Source organism: Leptolyngbya sp. O-77, from assembly GCF_001548395.1.
In the GTDB taxonomy this organism is placed as follows: domain Bacteria; phylum Cyanobacteriota; class Cyanobacteriia; order Elainellales; family Elainellaceae; genus Thermoleptolyngbya.
This window is the reverse complement of record NZ_AP017367.1, coordinates 4,003,410-4,025,004: the sequence shown is the minus strand read 5'-3', so window position 1 is coordinate 4,025,004 and position 21,595 is coordinate 4,003,410. Positions and strand designations below refer to the sequence as shown.

At 48.1% G+C, this 21,595-nt stretch carries 24 protein-coding genes and 2 pseudogenes; 14 read left to right on the top strand and 12 right to left on the bottom strand.

Annotated elements, in window-relative coordinates; translation table 11 throughout:
- Nucleotides 1-17: 17 nt before the first annotated feature.
- From sigZ to O77CONTIG1_RS17080, 3 genes are read left to right on the top strand one after another with little or no spacing between them, the layout of a single operon-like run.
- The gene (gene sigZ / locus O77CONTIG1_RS17090; protein WP_068512925.1) at nucleotides 18-629 is read left to right on the top strand and encodes an RNA polymerase sigma factor SigZ; all 612 of its coding nucleotides are present in this window, start codon (nucleotides 18-20) and stop codon (nucleotides 627-629) included.
- 2 nt (nucleotides 630-631) lie between these two features.
- Nucleotides 632-976 (top strand): Mpo1-like protein, encoded by a 345-nt coding sequence (locus tag O77CONTIG1_RS17085; RefSeq protein WP_068512923.1) that lies wholly within the window; start codon nucleotides 632-634, stop codon nucleotides 974-976.
- 1 nt (nucleotide 977) lies between these two features.
- On the top strand, nucleotides 978-1,415 hold the full coding sequence (locus O77CONTIG1_RS17080; protein ID WP_197673219.1) for a bleomycin resistance protein: 438 nt from the start codon (nucleotides 978-980) through the stop codon (nucleotides 1,413-1,415).
- Here O77CONTIG1_RS17080 and O77CONTIG1_RS25650 read toward each other — a convergent pair.
- Nucleotides 1,412-2,101 carry an ISL3 family transposase gene (locus O77CONTIG1_RS25650; RefSeq protein WP_286132715.1) on the bottom strand — a complete coding sequence of 230 codons (690 nt, stop codon included), beginning with the start codon at nucleotides 2,099-2,101 and terminating at the stop codon, nucleotides 1,412-1,414. The genes O77CONTIG1_RS17080 and O77CONTIG1_RS25650 overlap by 4 nt on opposite strands.
- Entirely contained in the window at nucleotides 2,035-2,565 is a 531-nt protein-coding gene (locus tag O77CONTIG1_RS25645) for a transposase family protein (RefSeq protein WP_197673218.1), read from the bottom strand. The genes O77CONTIG1_RS25650 and O77CONTIG1_RS25645 overlap by 67 nt, the downstream gene beginning before the upstream one ends.
- Nucleotides 2,566-2,580: 15 nt before the next feature.
- On the opposite strand from O77CONTIG1_RS25645, the gene O77CONTIG1_RS23720 reads away from it, so the two are divergent.
- Entirely contained in the window at nucleotides 2,581-3,141 is a 561-nt protein-coding gene (locus O77CONTIG1_RS23720; RefSeq protein ID WP_084782788.1) for a restriction endonuclease, read from the top strand.
- Nucleotides 3,142-3,158: 17 nt separating this feature from the next.
- On the opposite strand, the gene O77CONTIG1_RS17070 is transcribed toward O77CONTIG1_RS23720, so the two are convergent.
- The 3 genes and pseudogenes from O77CONTIG1_RS17070 to O77CONTIG1_RS28430 form a co-directional block, all read right to left on the bottom strand.
- A complete protein-coding gene (locus O77CONTIG1_RS17070; protein WP_068512920.1) occupies nucleotides 3,159-4,124 on the bottom strand; it encodes a DNA-methyltransferase in 966 nt (321 codons plus the stop codon).
- Nucleotides 4,121-5,180, bottom strand: a pseudogene (locus tag O77CONTIG1_RS17065) (ISKra4 family transposase). The gene O77CONTIG1_RS17070 and the pseudogene O77CONTIG1_RS17065 overlap by 4 nt, the downstream one beginning before the upstream one ends.
- Nucleotides 5,181-5,379: 199 nt before the next feature.
- On the bottom strand, nucleotides 5,380-5,628 hold the full coding sequence (locus O77CONTIG1_RS28430) for a helix-turn-helix domain-containing protein (RefSeq protein WP_084782787.1): 249 nt from the start codon (nucleotides 5,626-5,628) through the stop codon (nucleotides 5,380-5,382).
- Between the two features lie 311 nt (nucleotides 5,629-5,939).
- Between O77CONTIG1_RS28430 and O77CONTIG1_RS17055 the strand changes: the two genes are divergently transcribed.
- From O77CONTIG1_RS17055 to O77CONTIG1_RS17040, 4 genes are all read left to right on the top strand, one after another.
- Nucleotides 5,940-6,575, top strand: a complete 636-nt coding sequence (locus O77CONTIG1_RS17055) for a hypothetical protein (protein WP_068512917.1) — start codon at nucleotides 5,940-5,942, stop codon at nucleotides 6,573-6,575.
- Nucleotides 6,576-7,110: 535 nt separating this feature from the next.
- Nucleotides 7,111-7,332: a hypothetical protein gene (locus O77CONTIG1_RS17050; protein WP_068512914.1), complete on the top strand. Its 222-nt coding sequence runs from the start codon at nucleotides 7,111-7,113 to the stop codon at nucleotides 7,330-7,332.
- The gene (locus O77CONTIG1_RS17045; RefSeq protein WP_068512911.1) at nucleotides 7,332-7,748 is read left to right on the top strand and encodes a type II toxin-antitoxin system VapC family toxin; all 417 of its coding nucleotides are present in this window, start codon (nucleotides 7,332-7,334) and stop codon (nucleotides 7,746-7,748) included. The genes O77CONTIG1_RS17050 and O77CONTIG1_RS17045 overlap by 1 nt, the downstream gene beginning before the upstream one ends.
- Nucleotides 7,749-7,998: 250 nt before the next feature.
- Nucleotides 7,999-9,366 (top strand): DUF262 domain-containing protein, encoded by a 1,368-nt coding sequence (locus O77CONTIG1_RS17040; RefSeq protein WP_068512907.1) that lies wholly within the window; start codon nucleotides 7,999-8,001, stop codon nucleotides 9,364-9,366.
- Here the strand turns inward: O77CONTIG1_RS17040 and O77CONTIG1_RS17035 are convergent.
- The 4 genes from O77CONTIG1_RS17035 to O77CONTIG1_RS17020 form a co-directional block, all read right to left on the bottom strand.
- Nucleotides 9,339-10,399 (bottom strand): ISKra4 family transposase gene (locus O77CONTIG1_RS17035; protein ID WP_156434832.1). Its coding sequence is split into 2 segments (ribosomal slippage): nucleotides 9,339-10,243 and nucleotides 10,243-10,399, totalling 1,062 coding nucleotides; the frame shifts between segments, so codons are not numbered across the junction. The genes O77CONTIG1_RS17040 and O77CONTIG1_RS17035 overlap by 28 nt on opposite strands.
- 177 nt (nucleotides 10,400-10,576) lie before the next feature.
- Nucleotides 10,577-11,266 carry an ISL3 family transposase gene (locus tag O77CONTIG1_RS25640; RefSeq protein WP_286132713.1) on the bottom strand — a complete coding sequence of 230 codons (690 nt, stop codon included), beginning with the start codon at nucleotides 11,264-11,266 and terminating at the stop codon, nucleotides 10,577-10,579.
- Nucleotides 11,200-11,730, bottom strand: coding sequence for a transposase family protein (locus O77CONTIG1_RS25635; protein WP_197673217.1), 531 nt, complete (start codon nucleotides 11,728-11,730; stop codon nucleotides 11,200-11,202). The genes O77CONTIG1_RS25640 and O77CONTIG1_RS25635 overlap by 67 nt, the downstream gene beginning before the upstream one ends.
- A 40-nt stretch (nucleotides 11,731-11,770) precedes the next feature.
- Nucleotides 11,771-12,520: a transposase gene (locus O77CONTIG1_RS17020; RefSeq protein ID WP_172799714.1), complete on the bottom strand. Its 750-nt coding sequence runs from the start codon at nucleotides 12,518-12,520 to the stop codon at nucleotides 11,771-11,773.
- A 208-nt stretch (nucleotides 12,521-12,728) separates the two neighbouring features.
- Between O77CONTIG1_RS17020 and O77CONTIG1_RS17015 the strand changes: the two genes are divergently transcribed.
- From O77CONTIG1_RS17015 to O77CONTIG1_RS16995, 5 genes and pseudogenes are all read left to right on the top strand, one after another.
- Nucleotides 12,729-13,157, top strand: a complete 429-nt coding sequence (locus O77CONTIG1_RS17015; RefSeq protein ID WP_068512901.1) for a DUF5367 family protein — start codon at nucleotides 12,729-12,731, stop codon at nucleotides 13,155-13,157.
- Between the two features lie 110 nt (nucleotides 13,158-13,267).
- A complete protein-coding gene (locus tag O77CONTIG1_RS28425) occupies nucleotides 13,268-13,507 on the top strand; it encodes a transposase family protein (protein ID WP_156435402.1) in 240 nt (79 codons plus the stop codon).
- A pseudogene (locus tag O77CONTIG1_RS28420) lies at nucleotides 13,447-14,371 on the top strand (ISAs1 family transposase). Before O77CONTIG1_RS28425 ends, O77CONTIG1_RS28420 begins: the two are co-directional and overlap by 61 nt.
- 87 nt (nucleotides 14,372-14,458) lie before the next feature.
- Complete coding sequence (locus O77CONTIG1_RS17000; protein WP_068512891.1) at nucleotides 14,459-15,004, top strand: DsbA family protein; 546 nt, start codon at nucleotides 14,459-14,461, stop codon at nucleotides 15,002-15,004.
- 205 nt (nucleotides 15,005-15,209) lie between these two features.
- Complete coding sequence (locus O77CONTIG1_RS16995; protein WP_068512889.1) at nucleotides 15,210-15,965, top strand: two-component system sensor histidine kinase NtrB; 756 nt, start codon at nucleotides 15,210-15,212, stop codon at nucleotides 15,963-15,965.
- Between the two features lie 67 nt (nucleotides 15,966-16,032).
- Here the strand turns inward: O77CONTIG1_RS16995 and O77CONTIG1_RS16990 are convergent, their stop codons facing one another.
- From O77CONTIG1_RS16990 to O77CONTIG1_RS16980, 3 genes are all read right to left on the bottom strand, one after another.
- Nucleotides 16,033-17,508: a carotenoid oxygenase family protein gene (locus O77CONTIG1_RS16990; protein ID WP_068512885.1), complete on the bottom strand. Its 1,476-nt coding sequence runs from the start codon at nucleotides 17,506-17,508 to the stop codon at nucleotides 16,033-16,035.
- A 128-nt stretch (nucleotides 17,509-17,636) separates the two neighbouring features.
- A complete protein-coding gene (locus O77CONTIG1_RS16985) occupies nucleotides 17,637-19,034 on the bottom strand; it encodes a folate/biopterin family MFS transporter (protein WP_068512882.1) in 1,398 nt (465 codons plus the stop codon).
- Between the two features lie 111 nt (nucleotides 19,035-19,145).
- Entirely contained in the window at nucleotides 19,146-20,372 is a 1,227-nt protein-coding gene (locus O77CONTIG1_RS16980; RefSeq protein WP_068512879.1) for a calcium-binding protein, read from the bottom strand.
- A 646-nt stretch (nucleotides 20,373-21,018) separates the two neighbouring features.
- Here O77CONTIG1_RS16980 and O77CONTIG1_RS16975 point away from each other — a divergent pair.
- On the top strand, nucleotides 21,019-21,576 hold the full coding sequence (locus O77CONTIG1_RS16975) for a hypothetical protein (protein ID WP_068512875.1): 558 nt from the start codon (nucleotides 21,019-21,021) through the stop codon (nucleotides 21,574-21,576).
- Nucleotides 21,577-21,595: the final 19 nt, after the last annotated feature.

Below are 21,595 nucleotides of genomic sequence, written 5' to 3'. Positions count from 1 at the left end.
CAACAGGAGGAGCGGTGATGGATACTGATCTGACAGTACTCTGGCAGGTGTTCCATGATCGCCTGTACCGATTCATTCAACAACGGGTGAAGAACCCTGCTGACGCGGATGACATCTTGCAGGACGTGTTTCTGCGAATTCATCACCGCCTCTCCACTGTGAGAGATCGCGATCGCCTTGTGTCGTGGATCTTTCAGATTGCCCGCCATGCTGTAATTGACCACTACCGCTCTTCCTCCAAGCGGTGGGGCATAGCTACCGAGCAAGCGATAGAGCTAGGGGCTAACCCTTGGGTTGACGAGGAAGCAGACGCTACCTTGAATCAGGAACTGGCCACTTGCTTGCACTCGATGCTCAAGGCTTTACCCTCTACTTACCAGGAAGCCCTACGGCTAGTAGAACTGGAAGGTATGACCCAAAAAGCAGCAGCAGAGCAACTAGGGCTTTCTCCGTCTGGGGCAAAGTCGCGGGTGCAACGCGGTCGGCAACAGTTGAAGGCAATGCTGTTGCGGTGCTGTGAAATTGAGCGTGATCGACTTGGAAATGTACTCGATTACCAATTGAAGCGAGGGGCAAGCTGCGGTTCTCAGGAGCCAGAAAAATTCTTTTGTTCTTGTCAAGGAAATTAACCATGAACACCTATGCTCAAATCCACACTCACCGGACTAACTTACTGATTCATTTGATTGCCGTTCCTCTGTTCATTGCAGCCCATTTTGGACTGGTGAGTGCGATCGCCCAGCAACAGGCTTTGCCAGCCTTGATGTGTGTTGGTCTAGCCGTTGTATCTCTAGGATTGCAGCGTTGGGGACATACACTAGAGGCAAAAACTCCAGCCCCCTTTCGCAACGGTTTAGATTTTTTAACTCGACTGTACACCGAGCAGTTTTATACCTTTCCGATGTTTGTGTTGTCAGGAGGGTTACAGAAAAACTGGTCGACGATCCCATCTCAAAATGCACAGACAAGGAGGTGAAATGGGCAAGTCAACGTTGAGCAGGGCAGTGCCCATTCTGGCTTCTCTGAATATCAGTGAAACCATCCAGTTCTACTGCACAGTTTTGGGCTTTACCAAAATCCATGAAGAACCAGTGGTCTATGGCATTGCCCGGCGAGATTCAGTGGAAATTCATTTCTGGGCTTGTTCTGAAATACACATCGCTGAAAATACAGCTTGCCGCATCAAGGTTGAGGGCATTGATTCCTTGTATGCCGAATTGCAACCCAAGGGCGTGATTCACAATAATGCTTCTCTCCAGGCTAAACCCTGGGGGACTTACGAATTTGGCATCCTAGATGAAGATGGCAACCTGGTTACTTTCGGTTCTCCCGTCAGTACGGTGATAACTTTATTTAATCAGAGAAGCAGGCTAATAGTCTGGTTCTCCCGTCAGTACGGTGATAACTTTATTTAATCAGAGAAGCAGGCTAATAGTCTTTCTCGAAAATTGTTGAAATTGACAAAGCCATAAGCTTGCCGTTTAATCAATTTAATTCGGTTGTTGATTCCCTCTATTGCGCCACTCGTTGTGCGATTCCGAAAGTAGTTGCTAATCCCATCTAAATGGTTACGAATCGTTGTGCTTGCTTCACTATAGACGACTCGCGCTTTATCGAGCCACCCTTGGATCTGACGCTTGCCTTCCTCAACGGTTAATGGTTGTTCATAAATCGCGCGAAACTCTTCTTTCCACTCATAGGCTTTTCCTAATCGCTTTGACCGTTTCAGAATCTCTTCTAACTTTGTCTTTTCTTCTGCGGTTAAATCCTTGCCATGCTTGAGCAAAATGAATTTGCTACCTCGGTCTGATACACCCGATTGTCTACGAATTTTATTTAACTCCTCATTGACTAATTTCATGACATGAAAGCGGTCAATCACTACCACGGCATTGGGAAACACTTTCTTGACTACCTTTGGGAATCCTCCCCACATATCCACGCTCACCTCTTCAACTTTTGCACGCACCTCTAGGGGCTGCTGCTTCAGGGTTTCAATAATGTCTTCCTGTTGGTGACTGTCAATCACTTCAATCAATTTCCCGGTCTCAACGTCGCCGATAACGGTGGCGAAGTTTTGATGCCCTTTCCGCTTGCTGATTTCATCAATCCCAATGTGTTTGACTCCTGCCCATCCCGTGTTTTTTTCTGTGCATACTGATGTTTGAAAATCCCTTCAATGCGCTCAAAGCTTAACCCTTCTACGCGACCCACTTGCTCCATACTTGACAGTTGTACTTGCTGGTAAATATGCTCCTCATAGCGTCGAGTGTACTGCCGTCCTGCATCCATAAATGTCAATGACTCAGTAAAATAACGTTGGCAATCACGACAATAAAACTGACGACGAGGAATTTTCAAATAAGTGACTTGACCAAAAATCGATAGGTCTCGAATCAAAATCGGACGGTTTTGATGCAACTCCGAACTTGATTTCTTACAGTGTGGACAGCTAGATTCTTGATTGAGCAAGCGCAACTTTAAGTACACTTCATTGTCTTTTTGAATGCAACTTTCAACCGTAACGTGAGGGAAGTTAAGCAATCTATCAAGATGTATGTCCATTGGCGCAACCCCTGACTGAAAGTATCACATTATACGATTTTCACCCCGGATCCGGAAGAGCCGATCCGTGAAGCTATTTCCTTAATTGTTTATCCTCCTGGTACATCAAGGTTTACCATTAATCCCACAAGGCACGGTAACGGTGTAAAGCCAATTAAGGAAGCTTGTATGATTGCTTTAAGGGACAGGTTTGGGTGGAATTTAGAAACCTCGATTAACTACGCAACTCGCTCGCCAGGAAAAGTGGATGCAACAAAAGCCCTTGATAACCATCTTTTCGCTCTTGAATGGGAGACAGGCAACATTTCCTCGAGTCATCGAGCAGTCAATAAAATGGTTCTCGGATTATTACGGAATGTTTTTTTGGGTGCTGTTCTGGTACTGCCAAGCAGAAAACTTTACCCTTATCTAACTGACCGCATTGGCAACTATGAAGAGCTAGAGCCATATTTTGATGTTTGGCGAGCAGTTCGCCTCGGAGAAGGTTTTCTTGCAATTTTTGTGATTGAGCATGATCAAATAGATAGCAGTGTACCGATGATTACCAAAGGAACGGATGGTCGTGCGTTAGTCTAAATATTTCTGTCTAAAAGCTATGTAGAATAGGGAATAGGTAGTTGCGATGCAGCCGTTTTGCGCTGCTTCAATTTCTTGGTTCCTCGTGCTGACTCCCATTGCTCAACGATTCCGTTAGCTAAGTTGGTCAAGCGTTCTATTGCTGGCTCTGTATCACCGATTTCTGAACCAATCCAATAACGGTGTAGTTTTTCTGCTGCATAAAATGTAGTACCAGAACCACCGAATGGATCAACCACTATTTGACCTGGATTAGATGCCATCGCAATAATTCGCTCTAACATGATAGGAGCAAGTTCGTTAGGAACCCGTTTTTTATGCCGACGATGCCGAACCGGAGGAATAGCAGTCCACATTTCCTCGGCTAATGTCCATAAAACTTCATTCGAGTTAGATTCGTCAGCATTCTCCCAAACATCCTCTGGCATATCCCAAACATCCATTAAATTAATGCCTTTCTCATTCAGACTTTTGCGATGTCCCCCATAGTCACGAACTTCTCCGCCACAGTGCCGACAAACCTGAATAGGTGTATAAACCTTATTAAAAACTGCTGGTTCTCCTTTGGTGTAATAGATTAGCCCGTAGTGGGCAGGAGACATCTTTTTACCTCTAGGAAAAGCTTTCGGCATCCTGCAAGCAATCCAATGTCGAAACCACATTTCTTTCTGATTGAGATATGCCCCGTACTCTATACACCATCTAGGCAAGTTGAATACAAACAGACTGCCACCAGGTTTAAGTACTCGAACGCTCTCATCAAGCCACTGTTTCGACCAGGCTAGATACTTCTCAATCTCCATCTGGTCGCTAACTCCCTCACCATATTCTTTCCCAAGGTTAAACGGCGGGTCGGCAAACACAACGTCTACAACTTCACTTGGTAGCGATGAAAGGAATTTAAGGCAATCTCCTTGATAGAGAACACCATGTTCGCTCCTATAAACTTGCTGTAGAGTGCATCCCAATTTTGCAAGACTCATGTTGAGAATTGCCCATTGAGGTAGGCACAACGTTGCTTCAGCACCTGCGGAACGTTATCTTTGTCCCACTGCGCCCCGATATCTTGATTCGCCGCCCAAGTTGTTTAACGGTCGATTCAATTGCCCCGGAACCAATGGAGACTCCTTCAGCTTGATAGTAGCCATAATTGACAATCCGCTGTCGATGCTTGTTAAGGTAGCTAACGAAATTCGTAACCCGTTCGTGTTGCCAATCCTCAAACTGTGCAATTGCGCCCTCGACATCGCCTTGCCACAAACAGGTTTCCACGGCATCTAAACGTTGCACAGAACCACCCACTTTGCCCAAATTCTCAACCAAGTGATACCAGTCCAAAATCTCCCGTCTTTGGGTCTGGTTGCCAATCTGGGTGTAGACATTCCAGATCCCATCATGCCCATCTCCAATACAAGTCAATGGGTCAGATAAAGACTGAACATTGACCCAGTTGACCAACTGCTCATTGTCTTGAAAGAAGGCAGCAACACAGGACTCGTGCAGATTCACTGCCTTGTAATCTCGCCATTCACTCGGTTCTCCTTCGGGTGTTCGCAATCGCACTTTACCTCCATCGATACTCATCTCCTCAACCGTTTCTTCCACTTGCGGTAACTCAAAGATTTGACGATGCACTAATCGCTGTTGAGTACTGTGAGAAACCTTTATCCCAGTCAACACTTCAATGTCTTCTGCCGCCCGCTCATACGATTCATTGGCACTCACCAACAAACAACACCGCTCCAGGTAAGGACTCCATCGTGTGTACGCTTTCACCTCCAGAATTTGAGCTTGTTTCTCACTCACTTGCAGTTGTCCAAGGATGCTCTCGATGCGACGCTTTCGTCCACTTGTCGTGCCGCTACTTGTTGCAATAAAAAATCCCCGATCTCTGGGCTGACATGTTCGAGCAGATGTCCTCGCACTGCCGCCTCAATCCCTGCCAACGTTTTCACTTGCTCTGGGTCAGTTTCCTCGTATAGCAGAGCGGCAAGGGCACGAGCATGGGCTTGGATTTGGGCTTTTTTCTCAGCGTCCATGACAGGTATCGGGTAAAAGTACAATACTCAAAGTTTATCGCTATCGCCAAAGTCTAGAACTAAGCACTTTTACTCATCGCAAAAGTGGGATGCACTCCTTGCTGTAGCCCTTCCTGAGTAGCAAAATTAGCCGTAATTACTTCAGATGGGAACATTAACCTAACCTCTAGTACTTTAGTATGCTTGAGTCTACAAGACTCTATTGACAATTGTCAATAGAGTCTTCCTGAGAGCTTGTACTCCGTGGTTGGTATGGTTTTCCAGTAGGTTGGTTTTTATACCTCTCTAACTCGGTTGCTTCTATGTAGTAATAACGTCCCAATTTACGAGCCGCAATCTGACCATTCTTAATTAAGTCATGGACTCGCTGGCGAGTCACATCAAGCAACTTTGCAGTTTGAGCTACCGAGAGTAATTCAGGATTATTATTTGAGCCGGGGTCTGTCATACATTGAAAATGCTTTGGTCATTTAGCTAGTTTTAATGATGCACTCTTAAGGGTAACTCAGTTGTGTGAGATATACTCAAGGGTACAGCCAGCCAGCTAACACTGCGTTGGTGCGGACGGCACAGAGGTTATCGGTGGGTGTTTGAGGTTATCTGCCGCCGCACAACTTCACCGTTATGCTGCCTGAGTCATTGGTGTGTGAGTAATAGAACCCTTGTCTGCCCGTGTTTCAGGTAAGGTAACGGATTTGGACATCTTGGGCACAATAAAGAGGCATTTTAATTAGTTTTGGCATCAGGAAGTGGATTTGCATGACTACTATGACCGTCACAGATGCGCTGGCAGAATTAACGCTACTAGAAAAGCGGATTGAGTCAGCAAGAACAAGTCTCGACAAAAACACGCTGATTACTGTAGTAGGAGTAGGCAAAATTCCAACCGGATTTCAATCTAGAGAGGAATACACAACTCAAGCCAGAGCAACTTTGCAACGAGTAAATGATTTGATTGCGCGACGACGAACGGTCAAGAGAGCTATCGTTCGATCGAACGCTACAACACTTGTCAATGTTGCAGGTGAGGAAATGACTGTTGCAGAGGCAATTGAAATGAAAAATTTTATCAAATACTATGAATCAACATTAACAACGATTCAATCTGCTTATCTTAAAGCGCGAGAAGATTATGAAACCGCTCAGGAGCGAATCAAAGAACGGTTAGACAAGTTGGCTTTGGAAGTTCTGGGACGTGCTGAGACAATGAATTCGGAGCAATATCAGTCGCTTGCAGATAGCTTCATGGCTAGGGAAGGTGTTGAACTGCTTGATCCGACAAACTTGCCGAGAGAAATAGAAAGACGACAGGCATTCATTGAGGACTTTAAATCAAGTGTCGATCGTGTTTTATCTGTGAGCAATGCTAGAACAATGATTGAAATTCCCGATTAGAATAGGGTTGGCTGGTCGATTGAAAACCTCTAAATTTGTGGACTGCTCAGCCTGGCATTACAGGCTAGGATGTGGGGCGTTAGCCCTATATTCGCTTAAATTCAAAGTTCAACGCTTAACGCTCAACGCTTAACGCTCAACTGTCAAAGTTCAACTTGATCAAAGCTTAAACCTCAAGCGTTAAAACTCGATAAAATCCAGGGCGTTGGTTCACGGTTCCACAAAACCTTGAGATTTCCCACCTGGCTGATCGGTCAGCCTTCCAAAACTAATGGGTGTACTGTAGCCTAAGTCTTTGGGTGAGCGGGGCAGCATAACCATTCAAATGCAGCGGACGGTTGCAAGCTACGGGTGCTGACTTTAAGGGTATCTGCTGCCGCTGATTTGAGCCGTTATGCCGCTCAGCCCTCGGTTGGGGCGCAACCGAAAGCTTATCTGTTGGTGTCCAAGGTGGATAGAAATCCTTGAGCAAAAGTGCTTTTAGGTGGCAGGAACAGCACCTTACAATGGATACAGAGTTGCAGGGAAAAGGCTGATGACGTTGCAAGAAATACAAAATCAGGCATTGCAGTTGCCTACTGGCGATCGCTGGCAATTGGTACAGGTTCTTTTAGACTCTTTGAAGCGGGAAACCAACCCTCAGCCGAAGCGGAGAAACCTGTCGCGTTTACGAGGTGTCGCTAAGATTTCGGCAGTTGCGGGGGAGAGTAACGCCCAGGCGGATTATGTAACCTATCTGACCGAGAAGTATCAGTAATGCGAGTTCTGATTGATACCAACGTTGTTCTTGATTTTTTACAAGAACGAGAGCCATTTGTAGAAAGTGCAGCAAGATTATTTGAGCGTATTGATGCTGGAGAAATTGAGGGATTTATTGCAGCCACGACAATAACCAACATTTACTACATTGTCCGCCGAGCAGCAGGGAGAGTAGCGGCTCAAGATGCAATTATGCAGGTGTTAAGCGATCTAAATATTTGTGCAGTAAATTTAGAGATACTAGAGCAGGCTCTAGCATTGAATTTTGAAGATTTTGAAGATGCAGTGCAGTATGCTTGTGCAGTAAGGCATGGCGTTGATGTGATCGTAACTCGTGATGCCTCTGGATTCGTAAATGCAGAAATTCCTGTAGTGTTGCCTGGAGAGATTGATACTATCAATAGTGCTGAGTGAAGAAAAGAGGGCAGTATTCAGCGCGTCATAACAAGTCGCTGCACCGGAACGCCGCAAGTTATCGGTTGAGTTGTAAAGGTTATCTGCGTCCGGTGAGCTTGGTCGTTATGCCGCCTCAACTAACCTGTCAGGGCGCAAGCGAAAGATTGTCGGTCAGGCTTCAAAGCCAGGTTGATGCAGCGAGTCGAAGAGGTACTGCTTTGAGGGCAGCGGCGATATAATAGACGTTACTGACTAGCCTATATGTAGTATGATTCAGCCTGAATTCAAGCCTTTAATCGTAATCTTAAGCGACAAACTTTTCAGGATTCCCGAATACCAGCGTCACTACAGTTGGCAGTCAAGGCAGAGGCATGAATTATTTGAAGACATTAAAAAGCTGGAGTTAGCTAGGGAGAAATACGATGAAAGAACTCATTTTATGGCAACTATCGTCTGCCTGAAAACGAAGGATAAAGAGCAAGTTGGTTCTAACACTTTCTATATTTATGATGTTGTTGATGGGCAACAACGATTGACAACGCTAGTTATTCTTCTAAAGTCTATAAGTCTTAAGCTTGAATCTGATCATCAGCTTGATGAAGCAAAAGAATTAAATAAGTTGCTAGTCAAAGATGATGGAAGGCTGATCATTTTACAGAATAATCATGATAATCGACTCATTCTCAGAAATTATCTAAAAGATGGACAAAAGCCAGAAATAAGTTCTATAAGAACTATTGCCGACAAAAACATATCACAAGCAATTAAAGATTGTGAGAAATTTGTAAACGCTCACCCCAATGCGGTAAAACTACTTGCTCTCGTAAAAAATTATCTCTACTTCATCTTTCAATCGCTAGAAGATAAAGGTGCAGTATATACCATTTTTGAAGTCTTAAATAGCCGAGGACTTGATGTTGACTGGCTTGATAAGTGTAAAAGCTTATTGATGGGACTATTATACGAATATGCAAGTAGCCCAGAGAGTAACGATCTTTTCAGTCAGCACTTAAATGAGCTTCATGGCTACTGGTCTGATATATACAGAGAGATTGGACTTCAGAATATCCCAGGGCATGAAATAATACGATTTGCCGCGACTTTAAAGGAGGAAAGTGGAGCGGGAAGACCTCTCAGCGCGGAAGATACTCTTGAATTCTTCAAAAATGATTGTATAAAGCTATCTGGCAATGATTTGATCATCAACAAAATCATTGAGAATACGGTTTGGCTTAAAGAGATCACATCTTGTTTATCCAGGCTGTATGCAGATAAAAGAAGAAATGCTGTCACTGATATTACTCAGGCAAGATTACTAGCAGTGGCAATTATGCTTCGGAAAGACTTGAGAGAAGAAGAACGAGATAGGCTACTTGAGCAGTGGGAACGGACTTCTTTCAAGATATTTGGTCTCTTTAGAAAAGATGCGCGTACTAAAGTTGGTGAATATGTGCGTGCGGCAAAGAAGATCCGCAAAGATGCAAATGCAAATGTTGATGATCTACTAAATTCTATTTCAGGGATAGGTAGTGATTTTCCCGTCGAAACAGCGGTTGAAGAACTGAACAAGCATGATTTTTATAGGAGTGCATCCCAATTTTGCAAGACTCATGTTGAGAATTGCCCATTGAGGTAGGCACAACGTTGCTTCAGCACCTGCGGAACGTTATCTTTGTCCCACTGCGCCCCCGATATCTTGATTCGCCGCCCAAGTTGTTTAACGGTCGATTCAATTGCCCCGGAACCAATGGAGACTCCTTCAGCTTGATAGTAGCCATAATTGACAATCCGCTGTCGATGCTTGTTAAGGTAGCTAACGAAATTCGTAACCCGCTCGTGTTGCCAATCCTCAAACTGTGCAATTGCGCCCTCGACATCGCCTTGCCACAAACAGGTTTCCACGGCATCTAAACGTTGCACAGAACCACCCACTTTGCCCAAATTCTCAACCAAGTGATACCAGTCCAAAATCTCCCGTCTTTGGGTCTGGTTGCCAATCTGGGTGTAGACATTCCAGATCCCATCATGCCCATCTCCAATACAAGTCAATGGGTCAGATAAAGACTGAACATTGACCCAGTTGACCAACTGCTCATTGTCTTGAAAGAAGGCAGCAACACAGGACTCGTGCAGATTCACTGCCTTGTAATCTCGCCATTCACTCGGTTCTCCTTCGGGTGTTCGCAATCGCACTTTACCTCCATCGATACTCATCTCCTCAACCGTTTCTTCCACTTGCGGTAACTCAAAGATTTGACGATGCACTAATCGCTGTTGAGTACTGTGAGAAACCTTTATCCCAGTCAACACTTCAATGTCTTCTGCCGCCCGCTCATACGATTCATTGGCACTCACCAACAAACAACACCGCTCCAGGTAAGGACTCCATCGTGTGTACGCTTTCACCTCCAGAATTTGAGCTTGTTTCTCACTCACTTGCAGTTGTCCAAGGATGCTCTCGATGCGACGCTTTCGTCCACTTGTCGTGCCGCTACTTGTTGCAATAAAAAATCCCCGATCTCTGGGCTGACATGTTCGAGCAGATGTCCTCGCACTGCCGCCTCAATCCCTGCCAACGTTTTCACTTGCTCTGGGTCAGTTTCCTCGTATAGCAGAGCGGCAAGGGCACGAGCATGGGCTTGGATTTGGGCTTTTTTCTCAGCGTCCATGACAGGTATCGGGTAAAAGTACAATACTCAAAGTTTATCGCTATCGCCAAAGTCTAGAACTAAGCACTTTTACTCATCGCAAAAGTGGGATGCACTCTATAAATCTGAATACTCACCCCATTCACATTCTTGGTGATGAGACGATCGGTTCTCCCGTCAGTACGGTGATAACTTTATTTAATCAGAGAAGCAGGCTAATAGTCTTTCTCGAAAATTGTTGAAATTGACAAAGCCATAAGCTTGCCGTTTAATCAATTTAATTCGGTTGTTGATTCCCTCCATTGCGCCACTCGTTGTGCGATTCCGAAAGTAGTTGCTAATTCCATCTAAATGGTTACGAATCGTTGTGCTTGCTTCTCTATAGACGACTCGCGCTTTATCGAGCCACCCTTGGATCTGACGCTTGCCTTCCTCAACGGTTAATGGTTGTTCATAAATCGCGCGAAACTCTTCTTTCCACTCATAGGCTTTTCCTAATCGCTTTGACCGTTTCAGAATCTCTTCTAACTTTGTCTTTTCTTCTGCTGTTAAATCCTTGCCATTCTTGAGCAAAATGAATTTGCTACCTCGGTCTGATACACCCGATTGTCTACGAATTTTATTTAACTCCTCATTGACTAATTTCATGACATGAAAGCGGTCAATCACTACCACGGCATTGGGAAACACCCTCTTGACTACCTTTGGGAATCCTCCCCACATATCCACGCTCACCTCTTCAACTTTTGCACGCACCTCTAGGGGCTGCTGCTTCAGGGTTTCAATAATGTCTTCCTGTTGGTGGCTGTCAATCACTTCAATCAATTTCCCGGTCTCAACGTCGCCGATAACGGTGGCGAAGTTTTGATGCCCTTTCCGCTTGCTGATTTCATCAATCCCAATGCGTTTGACTCCTGCCCATCCTGTGTTTTTTTCTGTGCATACTGATGCTTGAAAATCCCTTCAATGCGCTCAAAGCTTAACCCTTCTACGCGACCCACTTGCTCCATACTTGACAGTTGTACTTGCTGGTAAATATGCTCCTCATAGCGTCGAGTGTACTGCCGTCCTGCATCCATAAATGTCAATGACTCAGTAAAATAACGTTGACAATCACGACAATAAAACTGACGACGAGGAATTTTCAAATAAGTGACTTGACCAAAAATCGATAGGTCTCGAATCAAAATCGGACGGTTTTGATGCAACTCCGAACTTGATTTCTTACAGTGTGGACAGCTAGATTCTTGATTGAGCAAGCGCAACTTTAAGTACACTTCATTGTCTTTTTGAATGCAACTTTCAACCGTAACGTGAGGGAAGCTAAGCAATCTATCAAGATGTATGTCCATTGGCGCAACCCCTGACTGAAAGTATCATATTATACGATTTTCACCCCGGATCCGGAAGAGCCAGACGATCGAGCTTTAAGTGCATCTTGAGAAACTTCCATAACACCTCAATTTGCCAACGATGCCGATAGGTATCACTGATTTCTTTGTCGCTCATCTCATTGACATTAGTTGCCAGACGAAACTCGCTCCGACTCTCCAAATCACAGAACCAAACCACGCGGTAACGGTCGTGGTCAAGTTCAGTCTTCATATTGTTCTTGATTCGCACCACAAACTTTGTTTGAGTGAGACTCATTTGGTCGAGAAATTCCCAGCTTGCGAAGCCTCTATCCATGATGCCGATGCCGTTTTCGGGAATCATCGTGCTAATCGAATCGGCAAACTTTGCATCATGTCCTTGCCCAAAATGAATCAAGCATTCACTCGAATATCCTTGCTCTAAGTTGATTCCATTCAGTAATTTAACTTGGTGATATCCTTGCAGCCAAAATAGCTTGCTGGTAAGTGTAACGATGGTTGAATCAATCGGAAAAAGTATCTGAGCCGCGGTCGGCTGTTTGCGCTTTACTTGCTCAATTAACTGTGCATAGATTCGACAAAAGTGCCCATCCGTTCGAGTTTTGCAAGCTTTAGAAAAGGTGGATATATCGACCTCAACACCTGTACGATTTAGGCGGTAAAATAAGTCTCTCATGCTGGTTAAGCCCTTGTCCAACACAAAGGTCAACCAGATTTCAAAGAACAAGCGCGAGTTCAAAACGGGATAGTCATGCGGACAAAGCTGCATCAAGATCGATTTGACAAGCTTCGGAAATGAGGCTATCATCAGGCATCATTTTTTGTTTACTAGGGGACAGAATACTGCATTCTGTCCCTTTTTTTCGTCGCTTAATCTATCTTTCAACACTTCTGACTATCTGTAGGGTAGAGAGTATCTTAAGCAACGCAAAGAAATCAACTCTTAAGACTCTTATACTCCATTTACAGAGAGCATCATGACTCAGACACTTGAAGAGAAGAAATCGCTTAATTTGGCTTTTTTCATACTACTTGGGATTATCTTTTGGTTTACAGGCGTACTGTTTATCCGGCTGGGAGGAGAAAAATTGTTTATCAACGATAGCCCCTGGCTGTTGTTTCTATTCGCCCTGGCAATTCCTATTTCTTGGATCTTTGTGAAGATAAGCGCAATCTTTGGAAAAGTCAGTGGTGCAGAACTATTAAGCGCTCTAGCAATAGAAACTACAACAGCTACGCTCATTGATGGCAGCGTGCTAACTTGGTTTCAAAACATCTACAGTTATGACCAGTCCAAGCTGTTATTAATCGCGGCTTGGTTGCTATGGGGTGGCGGCATGGGGTTAGCTGTTGGATACTTGGAATCCCTTCGCAGTATCAATGAGAAGCCCCAAACTCCTAGTTGAAAATCATTCATAGCGGCTTTATCACATTAGTTTAAAGTCAGGGCTATTTCATTCTAGTCAGAGGCGATTGTTTCTCGTAAACTTGCAATGTCGCTCTTTCCTGCCCTGCCATGACGACGCTTGCCATCCTGGAAGCCTTTGCTCATTTGCCTGACCCTCGACGTGGAGCGGGACAAAGGCACAATCAAGCCTTGTGTTTAGCCTTGTTCACGCTTGCGGTTGCAGCAGGTTGTCGCGGCTTCTTAGCCATTGGTGATTGGCTAGAAGCGTACCATGACGAGTTAGTCGAATGTTTGCGCCGCCCAAAGGACGCTTGCCCTCTTACAGCACCATCCGGCGAGTGCTACTGAACGTGGATTACTCCCAGTACTCCGCCTGTCTCGCCAAGTTCTTTGAGATTCAGCCTCAGGTTGGCGAGATGATAGCAGTCGATGGCAAGCACTTACGGGGTTCTTATCAAATCGCAAGTGAGCATTGTACAACTGAGCCTCATCCTGCGATCCAATTGGTGAGTGTGTACTTGGTTGAGCGGGGCATTATCCTCGAACCGTTTGAGGTCGAGCGCAAGAGTAATGAAATTAAGGTCTTGCCCGAATTGGTGAAACAGTTTGCTCAGTTTGGCGTAGTGTTTGGCTTTGATGCGATCAACACCCAAAAAAAGTTGTCAGCAAATTGTTGAGAGCGGCAATCACTATTTGGGTGCGCTCAAAGGGAATCATGCAGGCTTGCTCAACGACATCGTGGCGCATTTCCAACCGGAGGAGACCTACAGCGAATCGAATCAAGGGCATGGACGACTTGAGCAGCGAACGGTCAGTATTTGTCGTAGTTTGGCGGGCATTCGTCCCTGGGCAGGACTGTGTACCTTGATTCGGGTGACTGCCACGCGCACCTTGCTCAAAGGCAATTATGAAATCGTCGGCAAGCCAGAAACGCGCTACTACATTTCATCATTGAGTGAAACAGCACAGCAATTTGCCGAGCGGATTCGAGCTTACTGGGGAGTGGAAAACAAAGTGCATTATGTGCGTGACGTGACTCAGGGCGAAGATGCTTCCAGAATTCGAGTGGTGCCATTACCGCAACTTTGGACAATTGCCCGCAACCTGGCACTCAACCTCTATCGTGATTTAGGGTTCCACAACATGGCTCAAGCACAGCGTCGTTGTGGCTTCAGCCTCAAGCAATTGAAGTCTATTTTTAGAATGAAATAGCCCTGAGTTTAAAGTGGTGACTCTGCATAGTCATTTCAGCACAGGAATACTCTCCAATCGTCTAATCAGCAGTCGTGATATTTTCTAATGACATTACCCCAAAAATCCAGTCGCCTCATTCTTCCTGTGGGTGATTTTGACCACTGTCAAGGCAGCCCCGCAGCAAAATTCACATTGGTACAGTACGGCGATTATCAATGTCCTTCCTGTCGAATAGCGCATCGCTTTATTTCATCTATTCAGCAGCAGTTAGGTGAGCAGTTGCGATTTGTGTTTCGCCACTTTCCGCAGTCGTATCTCCATCCCGAAGCCCACCACGCAGCGGAAGCGGCAGAAGCAGCAGCATCCCAGAATAAGTTTTGGGATATGCATATCCACTTGCTACAGCATCAATCTCAACTGGCTGATAGCTATTTGGTTGAATATGCAATGGCTCTGTATCTAGATGTGGATCAATTTTTAGCAGAAATGGCGAACGATTGTCATACAGCACGAATTCAGTCTGATATTGAAAGTGGGGTGAAAAGTGGTGTGGTCAAAACGCCGACGTTCTTTATTAATGGGTTGAAATATGGCGGTGAGCAACACTTAGAAAAATTGCTAGAGGCGATTGTGCAAGCAAATTTTGAATAGCGATTTTAATCTCACAGTTGTTCTAAATAGGTAATGAGCCAGAGGATTGAAGTTCACGAAAGAATGCTTAAACATTTCTAAGTAAGCAGACATTAATAAACATAAAACCCAGAGACCCTGCGCCATCTGCTGCGCGGGCGACGTAGGGTTTAGGATATGTTTTTAATTTGGTCTATCTACTTATCTATCTTCAAATCATCCAACTATGTTTGAGCAAAACTTGTCACAAAAAAGTCAGTCTCAAGAGGAGCTGATGGAGCGCGATCGATTAGCAGCGTTAGGGGAGTTTACTGCCATGATTGTGCATGAAGCGCGGAATCCGCTGACCACAATTGAGTTAGGCTTAAAACACGCGAAAAAGGTGTTAACTTCCGATACCGATCTACAACGTATTACCCTTGCATTAAGCGAGTCTCAGCGCCTCAACCAGCTTTTGAGCGAGCTTCTGGATTATGCGAAGCCAAAACCACTGAACCTCTCAATCACTAACGTTGATGCGTTTCTCAAGGCAATGTTGGTGCAGATACAAGATTTACCTGAGTCCGTCGATCGCTCAATTCATTACGTCAATGAAGCGCCAGCGGTTGAGGTGATGGCAGATATTAATAAATTGAAGCAGGTGTTTTTGAATTTATTTCGCAATGCGCTGGAAGCGATCGCCATCCAGGAAGGTGTAAGTTGCTTGGTCAAATATAATGTTCCAGATCATTGCATCTGTATCAGTATTCGGAATGCTGGCAAACCCATTCCGTCAGAATTATTGCCTCACTTGGGAACTCCATTTTTTTCCACAAAGTCCGGCGGCACGGGGTTGGGATTGGCAATCTCAAAGCAAATTGTTATCGCTCATGGAGGATCGTTGAAAATCCTATCATTTGCCAAAGAGACGATTGTGAGCATTTATCTACCCATTGCCAACAAGCGCAATATTCTTTATGAACATTGTGTCTATCCTGATTAAAGACATTAAAGATATCTGAGTCAGCCTTTCACATCGGCTAGCAGGCTGCAAATGCTAAAATTTTCCCTTACTCGCCAAAGTATTCGGTCGTAAAGCTGCCGTGCAGCCCATAGGGGACGTGATGCCGCAACCGCAGCGTGGCGATCGCCCCCTTTTCTAAATCCTGCCCATCCAAAATCACTAGTTCCGACTTTTGCCGCTCGGCGTTGTAAATCAGCACCAGCACCCAGCCATCGTCCTCAGCGGTTGCGCCCGGTCGTGGTACAAAGATGGGTTCGCTGCCGTAGCCGTAGGGCGCAGCGCTCCAAAGCTGGCGATCGCCCGTCTGCAAATCCAACTTCAGCACGCCTTGCAGCGGCGCGTTGCCCGTCGGCTCATGGGCTGCGCCGACAAATAGATAGCGATAGTTGCGTCCCACCCGGTCGGGATGCACCACCGGAAACTCGACGCAGCGCTCGTCTAGCTTTTGCTGGGCAACGGAACCCGCCGCCAGATCAAACCGGAAGCGCCAGAGTTGTCCCGGAGCCAGCGCCTCAAAATCCACCTCGCGATAGTCCTGCCCTGGTTCCAGCGTCGGCAGCGAATCGTAGCTGATGGAGTCCACCACCAGCGTTTTGCCGTCCTCAAAGGCATTTACATGGTGAAATACGAAGCCTGAGTTGACCGAAATCAACTGCTTTTCATGGCTGCCCTGGCGAGAAATGATCACCGCCTGCGTGGGCTTTTCGGGATGAAACTCAACGCACTCGCCCGCCCCCTTTTGCCCCAGCACAAACGGCAGCGGGTTAAACGACACCGCATTCTGGAAAAAGATGCAGTAGTGCGGCGTAATCACAAAATCGTGGATAAACGCGAAACCGGGCACCGAATGGCTATAGCGGCGCACCACATCGCCCGCCAAATTTAGCTCATAGACTGTAATTCGCGTCGAAAGTCCGGGGCTAATGGAAAAATTCACCAGACAGGGTTCGCCGCCGTCGAGTTCGCTAGCGGGGTCAACCCAGGGATGCGCCGCGAAGGATTCACCCGGCTTCAGGCCGCCATTCAGGTCATCAGTGCCCAGCGTTTCCAGCGTGCGCGGGTCGAGGCGATAGGGTTCGGCTGCTTCCCACAGCGCCAACAGTTTGCCGCCCCAATAAATCACGTTGGTATTGGCAATATTTTTGCGGCGCAAGTCAAAGGCGTTTGCCAGCAAGCCACCCGGCTTCTGCGTGCCAAATACGCCGCGATAGAGAATTTTCTGCGCCTGCTGCTCTGCGACAAATCCTTCCGTCCGCACAAAGCGATTGCGAAAATGGGCGCGGCCGTTGCGGAGGGCGATCGCACACACCATGCCATCTCCATCAAACGGATGCCGATAGCGCTGCCCGCCCAGTTCCAGCCGCCCCGGCCCATTGCGAAACAGCGTTCCCTCTAGTTCAGCCGGAATTTCACCCTCTACATCCTCAATGGCATAGTCAAACTCTTGCTCCAATGAGCGATAGCCTGTTTGCCAGTCTTTGCGGTTATATGAGCGGGGGGTGGAGAGCGGTTGGGTTTGCATAAGCGTTTTTGGAAGTCGGAAAATGCTGGAGGATTGGAGAGTGCCAGAGCAAGGAGATCAAGAAGAATTCAATCGTTGGGCCGCTGCTAATCTGTATCACCGCGTTGACTGGTCACCGGGACAATCCATTACTCCGCCACACCAATGCCTTCGCCAATCTCCACAACGGGCTGCGTCACTCGTGGCGTGGAAGTGTGGATTTCCAGTTTTTCGTCCTCCTTGCCAGGAAGCCAGCCCAGGAAGGGCAGCGGCAGCAGAGTGCTGAGGTTGGTAATGATGACCAGCAGCCACAGGTTCGAGAAGTTGTCTTCGGTGACACCGAGCCAGTGCATCAGCCCCGCGCCCAGTTCGTAAGACACCAGTGCAGCCAGGTTGGTGACGGACATCAGCAGGGCGAAGAGCGTTGCTTCTATACCGGGCGGGCAGAGGCGGGCAGCCAAAATCAGCACAGGCATATAGGCAATTTGTCCCATCACCGTCAGGATCAGACTGTCGCCCAGGCTAAACCAGTGGTCGTCGATGCCGATCGCCCGGTTGGTATGGGTTACTAGGATGAGCATGGTCATGCCCAGCAGCGTCGAGACGACAATCGTCCAGCCGAAAAAGGTGCGGAAAGGCACGGTGCGAAAGAACCGCTGAAACATCCAGATGCCCAGCAGCGAGGCGAGGCTGGTGACCAGGCGGACGCGACCGAGAAACTCTGGCGTAAAGCCGAGGTCGTTGGTGGTGAAAAAGAAAAAGGCGGATTCGGCGGTGGGTGTGGCCTGCCAGAGGAAGAGGAACGCCGTGGGCAGCCAGATGGATTTTTGCGAAATGGCAGACCGCAAATCCTTGACCTGCGATCGGATCACTGACCAGTCGGTGGGCTGGGTGATGGGCGATTCAGCAATTAGCCCTGCCACCAGCGACACGATCAGCGGGAAGGTGGCCGTAATGGCAAACACGGTCTGCACCGAAAATCGCTCCAGCAAAAAGCCGCTGAGGTAGGCGGTGATCAGCCCGCCCAGAGCCGACGCGCCCCAGCAGATAGATTGCAGCGAACCAGACGCTTTGCTAGATTCCAGGCGGGCCCGCTCAACGACTAGCGAGTCCACAATCACATCGCTAACGGCGATCGCCAGTGAACTGAGCGCGATCGCCAGTGTGGCGGCCCAGGCAGTGTGAACCACCGTGGCCATAGCGACCCAAGCCAGCGCCCCCAGCACGCCCGACAGCACCAGATAGGGCCGACGGCGATAGCCAAAAATCGGCAGCCCGTCCGACATAAAGCCAAACAGCGGCTTAATCATCCAAGGGATGGCGGCCACCCCCAGCAGCGCCGACACCTGCGCCGGACTCAGCGCCAAGTCATCCTTCAGGAAAAAGCTGACCGCCAGCCGTGCCAGACCCAAAATGCCTTGCACAAAGTAGACCAGCAGAATCGCAACCAGTTCGGGCGTTGGGCGATTGCCAAACAGCACCTTCTCGGTGATGAATTCCGTGAGGTTTGCCTTGACCTGTCCGAACCCAGCGGAGGACTCAACCATCCAGTATTAAGAAATATCAACAATGCCTTCTATCATAACCCCAATCCACTGTTAGGGGTTGTCAGCCAAGGGGCAGATAGGAGGTCAGGAAGTTCTGACAGGAAGGGGGTTCTAGACAATCAGGAAGCTGAGGGTGCTGAGGTTAGTGTTGCTGCTAAACACGATAAATGCGCCGCTGCTGCTAGAGGAGCCAAAGCCGCCGCTGCTGCCGTTAGCGTTGAGAAACAGCGTGCGCGACCCGGTGCTGTAGACGATGCGGGCGCTGCTGCTGGCGGCCAGGCGATTATTGGCCACTACGGCAAATTCGCTGTCTTGGCTAAACCCAAAGCCGCGACTGCTGCGGAGTCCGAAGGTGCGCCGCGATAGAACAATGCTGTCTGTGCCCCGGAAATCGGTAATGGTATCGCGCCCGAAGTCGCTGGTTCTAAAGCTGCGATCGCTCCGGTAGTAGAACAAATCGCGCCCTTCTCCCCCGGTTAGCGTGTCGTTGCCTCGTCCACCCGTGAGGTCGTCGTCGCCTTGGCCGCCGCTGAGTTTGTCGTTGCCGTCGTTGCCCAGCAGCGTATCCGCCCCCATCCCGCCGATGAGGGTGTTGTCGTTGCGGTTGCCCGTCAGCGCGTTGTTGAACCGATTGCCGACGCAGATCCGCGCATCGCCCCGCAGATTGCAGTTCTCCAGCCCCCGCACCAGCGCATAGTCTACTAAGGACTCAACCGTGTCAATGCCGCGTCCTGCGCCCAAAATGCGATCGCCCGGACTGTCGATCACGAAGGTGTTGTTGCCTGCGTTGCCCACCAAAATATCGTTACCCGCGCCGCCATCCAGCAGGTCGTTGCCGCCTGAGCCGCCAGAAATGCGATCGTCGCCCGCCAACCCGCGCAGCACGTTGCTGCCGCGATTGCCCACCAGAACGTTATCCCTACTATTGCCCGTGGCGTTGATGTCGGCGTTGCCCAACAAGATCAGATTTTGCAGACCCGCCGACAGCCCTAGAGCGCTGAGGTTAAACGTAATGGAAGATTGAACCGTGGTGATGGACTGGTTGTTGCTTTGAACGATGCGATCGCCCGGTGCATCAATAATATAGGTGTTGTTTCCGGCTCCCCCAGTCAGCGTATCGGTTCCCGCGCCGCCGTCCAGCGTATCGTCTCCTGCGCCGCCGTCTAGCAAATCATTGCCGATGCCCCCTTCGAGGCGATCGTCCCCGGCTTCCCCAAAAAGCCGATCATCCCCCCCCAAACCTAATAGCGTATCGTTCCCAGCACCGCCAAAAATACTGTCATTATCAGAAGTGCCTTGTATACGGTTGTTTTGGGAATCGCCGGTAATCGTTGCCATTCAAACATCCTTGAGCTGCGTGGAAACGGGCAGTGAAAATCTGAAAAATGCCTGCCTACGCTGCCTGCCTGCGCTGCTTAAAGCCGCCTTGCTTAAAGCTGATTCTTTGCTTAAAGCTGCTTATTTAAAGCCAAAAATGAGACCGAGCATCGCTTGAGGGCTTTTCGCCTATTGACTATAGCGCCATTTTCACAGGGCGGATCAAAATTAATTCAACCCAACCAAGCTGCACATTTTAGCAGTCCGTCTTGCATTGTGAAAAACCTGCATACAGCCAGTTGAGCCAAATTTCAAACCAGGAGAAAGGGCGCTTCTCAAATTTCGAGAGCCACAATTTTTAGCCCATTTTGTCTCGGTTTTTCAGCTCCATGAGGGCGATCGCCTATACAAAACATTCTCAGTGCGACTTTCTTTGCGCGGGCTAAGCTGGCCAGGCAATTTCTCAAATTCTCAACATCAGTTAGAAAAGGGAGCGGCTGTGACGTTTGCGAAAAGTGTCCGCCTCTCGCATCAGCCTGTGCAACACAAGAACAGAATTGGATCATGAACATCCGCCAGTATTCGCAGTTAAAATACCTGCGTCGAAACTGCTTAAACAGTTTTTGAAAAGTCTTGGATAGTTTGAAAAGTCGGATAGAAGGCACATATGACCCCATCTCTGCGATCGCCCCTCCCGCGCAAAGCCACCCGAACTCGCCCCTGGCGACGAGCAGCCCTGCTGCTGGCTAGCTTGCCCATGCTGGCGCTAGGCGGCTGTGAAACCCCCATTTCGACCCAATATCAGGCCACCGCCACGACGACCTACACCTGGCTGGTGGAATATGAGGGCGCAAACCGGCCGGGTGAACGTCCCCCCCGCATCGAAAAATTTGCCTCGACCTCGCTAGAAAATCGCAACGGTCAAAAGCCCGATGGCGCAGTCACCGGCCCCGACGAGCAGGGACTCTGGTGGCCCGCCCTGCCGCCCAAACCAACGATTGATGATGTCGAAGCCCGCCAGCAGCGACAGGAAAGACCCGGCACACCCCGACTAAACAAAACGGTTGACTACACCATCACGTTCCGTCGCCCCGGCGAAGACAACCGCACGCTGCCCACACGCTACGAGGTTTATCGCCAGGTTGTGAAAGCTTACGAAGACCGCATCCCGCTAGAATTTACCCTCGACCCAGCAGAGCGGACAGTCCTCAAGGCAACGCCGTAGTGAGGGTTTGGGGGTTGGG

Bases quoted from the DNA above. Each gene is read 5' to 3' on its own strand.
- O77CONTIG1_RS16980 (WP_068512879.1), bottom strand. From the start codon at position 20,372: ATGGCAACGATTACCGGCGATTCCCAAAACAACCGTATACAAGGCACT.
- O77CONTIG1_RS28425 (WP_156435402.1), top strand. From the start codon at position 13,268: ATGACGACGCTTGCCATCCTGGAAGCCTTTGCTCATTTGCCTGACCCT.
- O77CONTIG1_RS17050 (WP_068512914.1), top strand. From the start codon at position 7,111: ATGACGTTGCAAGAAATACAAAATCAGGCATTGCAGTTGCCTACTGGC.
- O77CONTIG1_RS17000 (WP_068512891.1), top strand. From the start codon at position 14,459: ATGACATTACCCCAAAAATCCAGTCGCCTCATTCTTCCTGTGGGTGAT.
- O77CONTIG1_RS17070 (WP_068512920.1), bottom strand. From the start codon at position 4,124: ATGAGTCTTGCAAAATTGGGATGCACTCTACAGCAAGTTTATAGGAGC.
- O77CONTIG1_RS17015 (WP_068512901.1), top strand. From the start codon at position 12,729: ATGACTCAGACACTTGAAGAGAAGAAATCGCTTAATTTGGCTTTTTTC.
- O77CONTIG1_RS25635 (WP_197673217.1), bottom strand. From the start codon at position 11,730: ATGGACATACATCTTGATAGATTGCTTAGCTTCCCTCACGTTACGGTT.
- O77CONTIG1_RS17040 (WP_068512907.1), top strand. From the start codon at position 7,999: ATGATTCAGCCTGAATTCAAGCCTTTAATCGTAATCTTAAGCGACAAA.
- O77CONTIG1_RS25645 (WP_197673218.1), bottom strand. From the start codon at position 2,565: ATGGACATACATCTTGATAGATTGCTTAACTTCCCTCACGTTACGGTT.
- O77CONTIG1_RS16995 (WP_068512889.1), top strand. From the start codon at position 15,210: ATGTTTGAGCAAAACTTGTCACAAAAAAGTCAGTCTCAAGAGGAGCTG.
- O77CONTIG1_RS17080 (WP_197673219.1), top strand. From the start codon at position 978: ATGGGCAAGTCAACGTTGAGCAGGGCAGTGCCCATTCTGGCTTCTCTG.
- O77CONTIG1_RS17055 (WP_068512917.1), top strand. From the start codon at position 5,940: ATGACTACTATGACCGTCACAGATGCGCTGGCAGAATTAACGCTACTA.
- O77CONTIG1_RS17085 (WP_068512923.1), top strand. From the start codon at position 632: ATGAACACCTATGCTCAAATCCACACTCACCGGACTAACTTACTGATT.
- O77CONTIG1_RS16985 (WP_068512882.1), bottom strand. From the start codon at position 19,034: ATGGTTGAGTCCTCCGCTGGGTTCGGACAGGTCAAGGCAAACCTCACG.
- O77CONTIG1_RS16975 (WP_068512875.1), top strand. From the start codon at position 21,019: ATGACCCCATCTCTGCGATCGCCCCTCCCGCGCAAAGCCACCCGAACT.
- O77CONTIG1_RS17020 (WP_172799714.1), bottom strand. From the start codon at position 12,520: ATGCAGCTTTGTCCGCATGACTATCCCGTTTTGAACTCGCGCTTGTTC.
- O77CONTIG1_RS17045 (WP_068512911.1), top strand. From the start codon at position 7,332: ATGCGAGTTCTGATTGATACCAACGTTGTTCTTGATTTTTTACAAGAA.
- O77CONTIG1_RS28430 (WP_084782787.1), bottom strand. From the start codon at position 5,628: ATGACAGACCCCGGCTCAAATAATAATCCTGAATTACTCTCGGTAGCT.
- O77CONTIG1_RS16990 (WP_068512885.1), bottom strand. From the start codon at position 17,508: ATGCAAACCCAACCGCTCTCCACCCCCCGCTCATATAACCGCAAAGAC.
- sigZ (WP_068512925.1), top strand. From the start codon at position 18: ATGGATACTGATCTGACAGTACTCTGGCAGGTGTTCCATGATCGCCTG.